Here is a 12,274-nt window from a genome sequence, read left to right as displayed (position 1 = left end):
GCTAACCCGCTGAAGCCACCGGAGCTTTATTCTACCGCTTCACACATCCCGCGCGTTACTCACCAGCTTCCGACAACTGTCGAACCAACCAGCGCCTAAGCTTCATTGCCATATCCGGATCCATACCACCCAACATCCCCTTGAGCTCTTCGGGTAGATGGGCACTCGGGTCGCCAAATGTATCGAAGACGTAATAATCAAAAAAGCTCTTCCAGGCCGCCTTGATGGACGGAGGTTGATCCTGGATCGTCAGCAGCGCGAGAAGTAACGCATCTGCCGGGCGCGGTCCCGACGCAGCACCACCACTGCTTCGCCAGAAGTTAACCAGTATATTGATCCCCTCCAATGCCTCAACGTGGTGAAACCAAAGCGTGGGGATATAAATAACATCCCCCGGCTCAAGCTCCGCGACCAAGGCATGCTTTAGCGCCTCCTCAAAGCGGGGGTAGCGATCAAAGTCCGGGGACAACAGGGAAACCATACTCACCGGCGAACCGCCGATGGTCTTATCCAGAGGTCCCAGATACAAATTGCTTATCTGGTGTGGTGGAAACAGGGTAAAACGTCGCCTTCCCGCCGCCACGCACGCGATATTTTCAGAGTGGTCATAATGGGTTGCCACGACACTGCGGTTACCAATCCAGATTCGCGGCCGAATATCAGATGAAAAAACAGGAATACTGTGACTTTCCCGAACATCGTAGAAATGTTCATCCACAAAAGCACTCTGCATCGAAAGCGCAGGTGCATGCTGATCGTCAACCCAGTTTTTCAGCCGCTGCGAGAAGTGCTGGAACGTGGTGATCTTGCGCTCAAAATTAAAGCCACATCCATCTGCGGAATAAAAAAATCGCCCGCCGGAATCTCGTGGAGCTTCTATAGTCCAGATTTTCCCGGGTGTCGCCCGCGCCTCCAAAAACGCCATCAGGTCCACTGAGGACTTGCGAGCCTGCTGCACCAAAGGCCAGTGAGAGACAGCATCTTTGAAAATTACAGGGCGGTACGCAGGCACCACTTCCGACTCAAAAAAATCCCGCTGAAATCGATCTACGATTTCTATAGATTGCATAACCCCACCAACATTCTGTCGCTGTTAGCACATGATAAAACGTTCAAGTAAACATAAAAAAACCTCGCAACGCCAGGCATTGCGAGGTTTTACTAACCAATCAGTTCAATCTGATTAGTCGAGCCACTTAGAACTTGTAGCGAGCTCCAACAACAAAGCGGCGACCGTTTTCATACAAAGAAGTCAAACGGTACTCTTCACCAGAGTATTGCTCGACGGCTTCGTCGTTCAGGTTCACTGCTTCCAGCGTGATTTGCGCATTGTCGGTTACATTGAACGCAATGCTGGCATCCAGCTGACCAAACGCTTTGGTGTATACAGGAGAGTTGAAGTTGTTCAGGCCTTCAAAGTAGTCATCGCGGTAGTTGTACATCATGCGAGCGGACACCAATCCGTTTTCATAGTAACCCTGCAGGTTTGCCATGTTTTCAGAAATGCCAACTGCGCCTTCCACGTTAGACACGTCGGTGTAGGTGTAGTTAGCGGACACACCAAAACCATTGTCAAACGCGTGATCAATCGCAAGCTCGATACCAGTGACATTACCACCTTCACCATTTACCGGCACTGCGAAATCTACATCCACCCAGGTGTCATCATTTTCATAATAACGGGCTTCAGTATAGGTATCCTGAGCGATGTAGCTATCGATATCCTTGAAGAACACGGTGGCCGCGAAAGCAGATGCCTCACCGTAATACCATTCATATCCGAAGTCCAACTGATTGGCGATCGTCGGCTTCAGATTCGGGTTGCCTGCGGTACCTTTCGGGTCAGCAATATTCAGTGAACCGAAAGTGCTGTAACCAGAGAGGCGGTCCCAGTTCTGGCGAGCCATCACGCGCGCAGCAGATGCACGCATTACCATCTCGTCATTCAGGTCAAATGCCAGGTTCAGGCTCGGAAGGAACTCACTGTAGTCATTCTTACTGGTAACCCACATCGCACTCGGAGTATCAAATGCGCTGCCATTGATGGTGATCAATCCGGACTCTGAACCGTCGTATGAATAGCCAGACGACGCCTGGTCAGTAGTCACGTAGCGCATGCCGACGTTACCGCGCAGACTGCCGGACTCGAAATCACCCTGCACATAGAATGCGGTGATATCTTCAGACACTCCCCAGATTTCTGGCAACAGAAGGCTCTCAGAATAATCGTTTTCGAAGCCATTCAGTCCGTTAAAGGCGACGCCTTCCATAAAGTCGCGATTGTGCTCAATTACCTGATTGAAGCTTGCAGAAATGGGGGAATCAAGACCTACGGTAGCGCCGTTCAGGCCACATGAAGCCAGTGTCGGACACTGATCCATGATGTAACCGAGGTAGTTATTCCAGCCTACACCATAGTCCACATCGCGAGTGGGGGCGTGCCAGGAGTATGCGGTGCGCCCTTGCGTTCGCTCAGCTTCACGGTATTTCAGTCCAGTCTTGATCGCGGTGAAAGCACCCATCTCTACTGGAATATCCAGGTCCAACTGCAGATAGGTTTCTTCGTCGGTAGTCGGCTTGCTGCCGCCCCAGATCCAGTCGAGAGCAAAGAGATCTGCATCCTCGACAGGGGAAACACCCATATTCATGGACTGATCAATCAGATCATAGGAGTAGCTGGAAGCAGCAATGTATTCCCAGGAAGTTTCACGGTAGGTACCACCTTCCGCCTTGGTTTGCCCAACGACACCGGTCACGCTAAATGCGTCGGTTTCATACTCACCAGTCAAGGTAAAGGACTGGGTTTGAGTGCTGGATTGACGGTTAATGAAGTCAACGATGGCAACGTCATTTCCGCTCATCGCGGTCGCAGTGTCACCGGTGATGGTAGCCGAACCGATCTGAGCAGCCGCATCATTTGTGCGAATCATCCAGTTGGCATTCATGTTGTCCGCATCAACGGTAGAGTCCATCGCGTCAAGAGTGAACGTCATTTCGTCGGTCGGACGGAATTGGGCAGATACAAAATAGGTATCACGTTCGCGTGACTGCTGGAAGATAGGAGTACCCATCAATGTCGGGTAAACCGTTCCATCTATTTCACTCCAGCCCAGCACCTCAAAACCGTTACGTTGCTGGTCACGCTTCAGGTAGCTCGCAGCTACCAGTACACCAATAGTTTCGTCGGCATTTTTCCACGAGTACTGACCGGAGACGGTAGGATCGTTACTTTCGGAAGCTTCAGTGTAGGTGTTTTCAACCGCAACAGACGCTTCGTTTGCATCGAGGTCCAGAGGGCGGTGGGTACGCAGAACTACGGTACCACCAAGAGAACCTTCATCTTGGGAAGCAGTGGGACTTTTGTGCACTTCCAGGGTTTTGATCAGAGTGGAAGGCAGCAGGGTGTAGTTAAAGCTACGAGCAGGATTGTCCAGAATAAACCAGTCTGCGCTGGCAACGGTTTGCCCGTTAAGGGTGGTGCGGTTGTAGTCCGCTCCGGCACCGCGAATGGTTACCTTCTCACCCTGTCCCCAGTCACGGGTAACGCCAACACCGGTCAGGCGAGACAGTGATTCGGCCACGTTTTTATCCGGGAACTTACCAACGTCTTCTGCAGAAATAGCATCAACGATAGAAACAGCATTACGTTTTACAGACTGAGCATCCTGCAGAGAGGCACGAATACCGGTAACGGTAACCTCTTCCACAGCATCCTGAGCAACTGCCAGCGGAGCCACCAGGCTACCACCAAGTACAGCCGCACTGATTGAGAGAGCGAGTTTGTTGCGCTTAAGCATCGATTTCCCCTTCCTTTTTTATAGATATAAGGTTTGGTTAGAAATTTTTTGTTCACCTTGTACCGCCAAATGATAGCGCTGTCATTCGTTTTTATGATAGCGCTGTCATTCTCGCAGTCGACAATACACACAACGAAAATAAAAAGCTACTGCCCAAGGGAGAAAATGTCCGGGGATTTCACAATTTTCAAGCATCTATGCCTGTCATTCATGACAACAAAAGTAAGACAGCGTGATGTTTTATAACCGACCCGATCGAAATTTGAACACCCTACCGAGGTCCAGGTAGCTCGTGCGTTGAGACGCTGCAGATACCACCGTGCCGGAACAGGAAAAAGGAAACAGAAAAGAAGATTCAGCACCCCCGGGGAATTATCCGGGAGTGCTGGTCACTACAGCGGGAAGATTATTCGATCTCTTTAATACGCATGGAGCTGGTGCCGCCACCCATATTCAGGCGTTCGCCCTGGGTAATCAGGATACGCTGCCCTTTTTGCAGATCGATACGGGACCCGAGAACTTCGATAATGGCATCGGTCAGGTGACCCAGCGGCACTGAGGCCGGATCAAATTCGATCGGCTCTACCCCGCGCAACAATACCAATTGGCGGGCCACCTGCGGATGACGGGTAAGCGCGTAAATCGGCAGGTGGGTGGTGGCGCGGGACATGAGGCGCGGAGTACGGCCGGATTCGGTCAGCGCTGCTACCGCACACAGGTTTTCAACCCGTGCTGCGGACTCAATGGCCGCCTGCGCGATAACCGTGTCGATGCTCTCGGAACCGGAGCGGGTTGTCGCCGGACGACTGGTGGAACCAAGATAGCGTTCGGCACCTACCACAACGTCCGCCATGGACTCTACTGCAGCAATCGGAAAGTCGCCGGCAGCAGTTTCCGCGGAAAGCATTACCGCGTCGGTACCATCCAGTACAGCGTTGGCCACGTCCATCACTTCCGCGCGGGTCGGTGTCGGGCTGGTGATCATGGACTCCATCATCTGCGTCGCAGTGATCACTCCACGATTCAGGGCGTTAGCGCGGTTGATCAGCTTTTTCTGCACTCCCACCAGTGCCGCATCACCAATTTCCACACCCAGGTCACCGCGGGCAACCATGATGACATCGGAGGCAAGGATAATCTCATCCATCTGCGCATCGTCACCGACCGCCTCGGCGCGCTCGACCTTGGCTACGATGGCCGCATTACTGCCGGCTTCGCGCATCGCCTTGCGTGCAATCTCCAGATCTTCGCCGCTGCGCGGAAAGCTTACCGCCAGGAAATCCACATCCAGTTCGGCCGCGAGCTTGATGTCTTGGTAGTCTTTCTCCGTCAACGCCGGCGCTGAAAGTCCTCCTCCCAACAGGTTGATGCCTTTGTTGTTCGAGAGTTTACCTCCCTGTAGTACGCGGCAGAAAAGTTTGCTGCTGGTGCCACCGGTCACTTCCAGACGAATCTTGCCATCGTCCAGCAGAAGGATGTTACCCGGTTTACAGTCGGCAATCAGGGACGGGTAATCAACCCCCACGCGCTGCTGGTTGCCCCCCTCTTTCGGACAATCCGCGTCCAGAGTGAATTCAGCATTGTTCTCCAGGAAAATGCTGCCTTGCGCAAAGCGGGCAATACGGATTTTGGGCCCCTGCAAGTCGCCGAGGATTGCCACCAGCCTGTTTTGTTCGGCGGAAGCGCGGCGCACTTCTTCTACACGCTTGCGGTGGTCATCGGCACTGCCGTGGGAAAAATTCAGGCGCACGACGTTGACGCCGGCACGGATAATCTCGTCAATAACGCGCGGCTTGTCAGTACCCGGACCGAGCGTGGCAACAATTTTTGTATGGCGAATCATAATAGTTGGCGGTAATCGTATTTTTAGATTGGAAATAAGACGGAAAGTATTTTTACAGTCGTCGCTGACTGCTCCAGCGGAACGCTTAACAGAAGCTCCCGGAGCGGGTATTGCACCCACTCCGGGTGGATAACACGGGGGTTATCCGGCACCTGTACTTACAGTTCCAGCGCCTTCGCCATGGCCAGGCTGGTGTCGAGCATACGGTGAGAGAAGCCCCACTCGTTGTCATACCATGCCATCACTTTCACCAGGTTGCCGTTTACACGGGTGTGATTGGCATCGAAGTGACTGGACGCGGTGGTGTGGTTGAAATCCACCGATACCAGCGGCTGCTCGCAGAATGACAGCACACCGCCCTTGATGGTGCCGGAAGCATCACGCAGGATTGCATTGATTTCGTCGGCGGTGGTTTCACGGCTGGCGATAAACTGGCAATCCACCAGGGAAACGTTGTTTACCGGGACCCGTACCGCCATACCGTCGAGCTTGCCCTGCAGTTCTGGCAGCACCAGACCAACGGCTGCGGCAGCGCCGGTTTTGGTGGGAATCATGTTATCGGCAGCGGCACGCGCACGATAGATATCCTTGTGCACGGCGTCCTGGGTATTCTGGTCATTGGTATAGGCGTGAACGGTGGTCATAAAGCCGCGCTCGATGCCGATCGCTTCGTTCAGGACCTTGGCCACCGGTGCCAGGCAGTTGGTGGTACAGGATGCGTTGGAAACCACCTTGTGCTCGGCGGTGAGTTTGTCGTCGTTCACGCCGTAAACTACGGTCAGGTCGGCATCTTTCGAGGGCGCGGAAATCAGTACCGCTTTAGCGCCGGCTTCCATATGTGCAGAGGCCGCGGCCTTGTCAGTGAACAGGCCGGTACATTCCAGCACCAGATCAACGTTGAGCTCACCCCAGGGCAGATTGGCCGGGTTGCGCTCCTGGCAAACCTTGACGGTATCACCACCGATCACCAGGTTTTCACCCTCCACCTTTACTTCCGTGTTGAAGCGACCGTGTACTGTATCAAAACGGGTGAGGTGGGCATTGGCTTCCACCGGAGCCAGGTCGTTGATGGCAACCAGCTGAATTTGATCATTGTAGCCGGACTCGTAAATCGCGCGGGTTACGTTGCGGCCGATACGTCCATATCCGTTGATAGCAATTCTGAGTTTCATATCGCTACACCCTCTGTGTCTTATAGATTATGAAATTATTATTGCAGCGCCGGGCATACCCCCCCAACGCTCCAAGGTTCCTACTACTTGAATTTGTTCAGTCGGGCATCAGCCCTTCAGCAGAGAAGCTTCTTTCGCCAGGCGAGTGATCTCGGCCCAATTCTTCTCAGCCACCAGGTTCGGCGCTGCCATCCAGGAACCGCCAACGCAGATCACATTGGACAGGCTCAGATAATCCCTGGCATTTTTCGGGCTGATACCACCGGTAGGGCAGAACTTCACCTGTGCCAGAGGACCGCCGATAGATTTCAGCATGGGGATACCGCCGGCAGCTTCCGCCGGGAAAAACTTCTGGTAGCGGTAGCCGCGCTCGAGCAGGCGCATTACTTCAGACGGGTTGGACGCGCCGGGCAACAAAGGAATGGTGACACCATCAACCGCATCCAGCAGGGATTCGGTGACACCCGGGCTGACCATAAAGGTAGCACCGGCATCCACAGAGCGACGCACATCGTCGCCATTCAGTACAGTACCGGTGCCTACGTGGGCATCTGGCAGATGCTTGGCAATTTCTTCTACCGCGGCCAGTGCGGCTTCGGTACGCAGAGTGACTTCCAGCACGTTCAGACCGCCTTCTACCAGCGCTTCCGCCAGTGGCAGCGCTTCGCTGACGTTATCGATAACCAGTACCGGAACTACGCCGGCTTGCTCCAATACAGGTACAAGATTCTGTTGCATCTTTATTTCCTAAGATTCGATCAAAACCAAAATTTTATATGGATCTCGCGAAGATCCGACTATGGGGCCCAGTAAACAGTGACTGGTTTCAATCCCTGCTTGAGAATACTGCGCACCGGCATTTCTCGCTCGTCATCACCCAGTAGTGCCTGGCGATACACTTTGAGCTTTTCCTCGCCGGTAATCAGCAGCTTGATTTCCTTCGCCTGCAAAATGGCGGCGAGCGTGAGCGTCATACGCTCAGTGTGCACACCTGTAACTGCGCTCTGTTTTGCAGTGATGGCTTTGCACAGCTTTTCCGACTTGGGTTCTAGCGCCTCATCCAGACCTTCCGCGTAGGGAAAAAAGGAAGCGGTGTGGCCGTCGTTACCCATGCCGAGCACACAAACGTCATAGGGCTGCGGCAACTCCTGATAGGCGCGCTCGCACTCTGCCTCACCCGCTGCAGGCGATGCAGCCGAATTTTTCATCCCCAGACACGGCGCCTTGGCAGCTTCGTTTTGCAGCAGACTATTGCCAATAAATGCCAGGTTGCTGCCGGCTTCATCCCTGTCAACCCAACGCTCATCCACCAGTGCCACGTTGACCAGCTCCCAGGGCAGCGGGCGTCGGGAAAGCTCGCGGTATACAGGCTCCGGAGAGCTGCCACCACTGACCAGAAAGGTTGCCTGTCCTTTGGTTTTGATACCTGCGTGCAAGGCTGCGGCGCATTCATTGGCCAGCGCCAGTGTGAGTCTTTCCCTGTCAGCAAAAAATTTTTCTTCGACCATGTCCTGAGACCGCTCTTGAAACCAAGTAGTTAGTTGAATCCGCCTGCCACTGATTCTGGATCAGGGGTTAAACCAGTGGTGACCGTTTTCCGCCAGCAGCTGGTTGGAAGCCTGCGGCCCCCAGGTACCGGAGCGGTACAGTTGCGGCAAGTTGTTGGTATCCCGCCAGTGGTCGATGATCGGATCGACCCAGGCCCAGGCTGCCGCAACTTCATCCCGGTGGATAAACAGTGCTGAGTTATTGTCTGCGGCATCCAGCATCAGACGTTTGTAAGCATCGCTCTTGAAGCTGTCGTAGGTGTCGGACAACGTCAGGTTCAATTCCACCGGCTGCAATTCCATGGTGAGACTGTCCATTTTCTTCGCCATCAACACCAGCTTGATGCTCTCTTCCGGCTGCAGTCGAATCACCAGGCGATTAGGCAGCACCTTGCCGGCCTCTGGCTGGTAAACACTGTGCGAAACCTTTTTGTATTGGATTACAATTTCCGCGCAGCGCTTTTCCATACGCTTGCCGGTACGCAGGTAGAAAGGCACACCGGTCCAGCGCCAGTTATCGATATGCGCGCGAATGGCGACAAAGGTTTCCGTTGTGCTGTTCGGTGCTTTCAGCTCTTCCAGATAACCGGGCACCAGTTCCTTGCCGAGACCACCGGCGACGTACTGGCCGCGCACGATATTCTTGTCGACATTACTACCGGTCAGCGGGCGCAGGGCCTCCAGCACCTTGATTTTTTCCGAGCGGATATTGCGCGCAGACATGCTGTTGGGCGATTCCATCGCGATCAGGCACAGCAATTGCAAAAGATGGTTTTGCACCATATCGCGCATTGCGCCAGTATCGTCGTAAAAACCCGCGCGACCTTCGAGGCCTACGGTTTCGGAAATGCTGATCTGGATATGATCAATGGTCTTGGCATCCCACAGATGCTCGAATAGAACATTACTGAAACGCAGCGCCAGCAGGTTCTGGACCGTTTCTTTACCCAGGTAGTGGTCAATACGGAAAATGCTCTCTTCCGGGAAATACTCCGCAATCTTGCTGTTGATTTCATCGGAAGTGCGGGCGTTATAGCCCAGCGGCTTTTCTACCACCACACGAGAGCTTTCGTGGATCAGACCTTTCAGGGACAGGTTTTCGCAGCAGGGGCCAAACACCGCGGGAGGAATCGCCAGATAAAACAGTCGGGTGCGTTCCGGATCATTGCCGAGCACGTCAACCAGCAGGTCCCACTGTTCATCCGGTTTGGAGATATCCAGCGCTACTGCTCGCAACAGGACGCTGAAACCCTTCCAGTTTTTATCGCTGTACTCACCGTCGCGCAGGTGAGTTTTCAGAGCCTGCTGGGCGGTTTTGAGGTAAGCGTCGGCGTCTTCCTGTCGACGACAAACCGGCAGGATTCGCGTTCCTTCGGCAAGACCGCCCTCGATGTAGGCGCGGTACAGGGCCGGAATCAGTTTGCGCAGTGACAGGTCGCCGCCACCACCAAAAAGTACCATGTCAAATGAGTTAGCCATTTGTGTCTGCTCTCAAACAGTAGCGCGGACTCCACATTGGTCAGGGACCGCGCAGAATTCAGTTAAAAAAGAATGCTAGCGCCCGTTTCTGCACCACTCGCAAGTTTGCGCATATTGGTGAACAGGTCGCGGCCCATGCCTGTGGCATTACCGGACAGGTCGCATTCCGCTGACGGTCGCGCCGCCAGTTCTTCATCACTTACATGTACTTTGAGAACGCCGGCTTCCGCATCCAGCTCAACAATATCGCCGTCCTGAATCCTGGCGATCACACCACCTTCCAGCGCTTCCGGAGACAGGTGGATTGCCGCCGGCACCTTGCCAGAAGCACCGGACATGCGGCCGTCGGTCACCAGGGCCACCTTGAATCCGCGGTCCTGCAAAACCCCGAGCGACGGCGTCAGCTTATGCAGCTCCGGCATACCGTTAGCCTGGGGGCCCTGGAATCGCACCACTGCCACAAAATCTTTCTCCAGCTCGCCAGCCTTGAATGCATCCAGCATGGCATCCTGGCTATTGAACACCACGGCGGGGGCAGTCACTTTCAGTTGCGGGGTTTTCAGCGCCGACACCTTGATCACACTGTTGCCGATATTGCCCTTCAGCAGCTGCAGGCCGCCGTGTTTTGAAAAGGGATCACTGGCGGGGCGGATGACATCCGGGTTGCCGGACTCCTCCGCCGTGGGGCGCCAAACCAGGCCGTCCTTGTCGTCATTCAGGAACGGATCATAGGTGTAGGGCTCCATACCGGAATCGCCCAGCACGGTACTTACGTCGTTGTGCAATAGACCGGCACCCAGTAATTCGCGGATCAGGTACTGCATACCACCCGCCGCCGCGAAGTGGTTGATGTCTGCCGTACCGTTCGGATATACGTGGCACAGCAGCGGCACCACTTCGGACAATTCGGCCATGTCCTGCCAGGTAATCTGGATGCCCGCAGCGCGCGCCATGGCAATCAGGTGCATGGTGTGATTGGTGGAACCGCCGGTTGCGTGCAGTCCCACAATACCGTTTACGAAAGCTTTCTCGGTGAGAATTTTGGCAATGGGTGTGTAATTGCTCGGCTCAGTGATATGCACCAGTTGCTTTACTGCAGCAGTATTCAGCGCGTTGCGCAGTTCGGTGCCCGGGTTTACGAACGAACTGCCCGGCAACTGCAGCCCCATGATTTCCACCAGCATCTGGTTGCTGTTGGCAGTGCCATAGAAGGTGCAGGTACCCGCGCTGTGGTAGGAGGCACTCTCGGCCTCCAGCAATTCTTTGCGGCCCACCTTGCCCTCGGCATACAGCTGACGCACACGGACTTTTTCCGCATTGGCGAGACCGGTGGGCATGGGGCCCGCAGGGATAAACAGTGCCGGCAGGTGGCCAAACGACAGCGCACCCATCACCAGGCCGGGCACAATCTTGTCGCAGATACCGAGATACATACCGCCGTCGAACATATCGTGAGACAGGGAGATGGCGGTGGCCATGGCGATGACATCGCGGGAAAACAGTGATAGCTCCATTCCCGGCTGCCCTTGGGTCACACCGTCGCACATGGCGGGCACGCCGCCGGCGACCTGGGCGGTGGCGCCGTTACGCAGGGCTTCTGCTTTGAGTATTTCCGGGTAGGTACCGTAAGGCTGGTGGGCCGACAGCATGTCATTGTAGGAATTGATGATGGCCAGATTTGGACCCTGACCGGAGGCGATGAGATTCTTGTCCTGGGCACTGGATGCCGCCATCGCGTGGGCGAGATTCCCGCAGGAAAGCTTGTGTCGCGCACGCCCTTTACCCTGTGCGCGCTCGACCTGAGCCAGATAGCTGGCCCTGGTCTCTTCACTGCGGCGGACAATCCTGTCTGTTACCGCCTGCACCTGGCTGTTTACCACTGATTTGTTTGCCATTTGTCTAACTCTTTCGTTTTTTTATCAGCTCGTCGCGCTCTGTTCTCCGGCAGAGTCCGCCATCTTCAACCCCTGATGACGACCGCAACGTAACCGCGCCGGCTTTGACCCGGCGATCGTATTCAAACAGTACTTCTGTTACCCGGGGTCCAACTCCTTCAAGAGTATTGTGTTACCGGGCTTTCCACCCCTGAGCCCTGGTCCCGCTGATGTAATGGTTTTGCGCGAGACAGTGGCACTTATAAAGGGCGGTTCGGCATCCTGGCCGACCAGCGCATCCGTGAGCTGGGTTCCATCCGATGGAAACAAAATACGCTGTGACATCGTCCATCCCGTGGACACACAGCGCCTGCTGGCGGTTTTCGGGTATCGATTTAACCGATACCGTCAACGCCGCGACTGACCACTTCGGCGATCCATATGCCCCGCAGCCAATCAGGCGGATATTATGTAGTAAAACTACAAACTCTTTCAAGCGCCGTTACGCTGTCCGCGCATACCTTTCCGCTAAATTACCCCCGTCTCACGCGTCCAGTGGCCC

General features: G+C 54.7%; 8 protein-coding genes. All 8 read right to left on the bottom strand.

Annotated elements, in window-relative coordinates; all coding sequences use genetic code 11:
* Positions 1–55: 55 nt before the first annotated feature.
* The gene (locus tag PVT68_RS16930) at positions 56–1,069 is read right to left on the bottom strand and encodes a cupin-like domain-containing protein (RefSeq protein WP_280320164.1); all 1,014 of its coding nucleotides are present in this window, start codon (positions 1,067–1,069) and stop codon (positions 56–58) included.
* A 127-nt stretch (positions 1,070–1,196) separates the two neighbouring features.
* Positions 1,197–3,797, bottom strand: coding sequence for a TonB-dependent receptor (locus tag PVT68_RS16925; protein WP_280320162.1), 2,601 nt, complete (start codon positions 3,795–3,797; stop codon positions 1,197–1,199).
* 406 nt (positions 3,798–4,203) lie between these two features.
* Positions 4,204–5,640 (bottom strand): pyruvate kinase, encoded by a 1,437-nt coding sequence (gene pyk / locus PVT68_RS16920; protein WP_280320160.1) that lies wholly within the window; start codon positions 5,638–5,640, stop codon positions 4,204–4,206.
* Between the two features lie 158 nt (positions 5,641–5,798).
* Entirely contained in the window at positions 5,799–6,812 is a 1,014-nt protein-coding gene (gene gap, locus PVT68_RS16915; RefSeq protein WP_280320158.1) for a type I glyceraldehyde-3-phosphate dehydrogenase, read from the bottom strand.
* A 108-nt stretch (positions 6,813–6,920) separates the two neighbouring features.
* Positions 6,921–7,550, bottom strand: coding sequence for a bifunctional 4-hydroxy-2-oxoglutarate aldolase/2-dehydro-3-deoxy-phosphogluconate aldolase (locus PVT68_RS16910; RefSeq protein ID WP_280320156.1), 630 nt, complete (start codon positions 7,548–7,550; stop codon positions 6,921–6,923).
* Between the two features lie 59 nt (positions 7,551–7,609).
* Positions 7,610–8,320, bottom strand: coding sequence for a 6-phosphogluconolactonase (gene pgl / locus PVT68_RS16905; protein WP_280320154.1), 711 nt, complete (start codon positions 8,318–8,320; stop codon positions 7,610–7,612).
* A 60-nt stretch (positions 8,321–8,380) separates the two neighbouring features.
* A complete protein-coding gene (gene zwf, locus PVT68_RS16900; protein WP_280320152.1) occupies positions 8,381–9,838 on the bottom strand; it encodes a glucose-6-phosphate dehydrogenase in 1,458 nt (485 codons plus the stop codon).
* 62 nt (positions 9,839–9,900) lie between these two features.
* Complete coding sequence (gene edd, locus PVT68_RS16895) at positions 9,901–11,733, bottom strand: phosphogluconate dehydratase (protein ID WP_280320150.1); 1,833 nt, start codon at positions 11,731–11,733, stop codon at positions 9,901–9,903.
* Between the last annotated feature and the right edge of the window lie 541 nt (positions 11,734–12,274).

Source organism: Microbulbifer bruguierae, from assembly GCF_029869925.1.
Classification (GTDB): Bacteria; Pseudomonadota; Gammaproteobacteria; order Pseudomonadales; family Cellvibrionaceae; genus Microbulbifer; species Microbulbifer bruguierae.
Note: the sequence above shows the minus strand (reverse complement) of the source record. Positions and strands in the feature narration are given on the sequence as shown.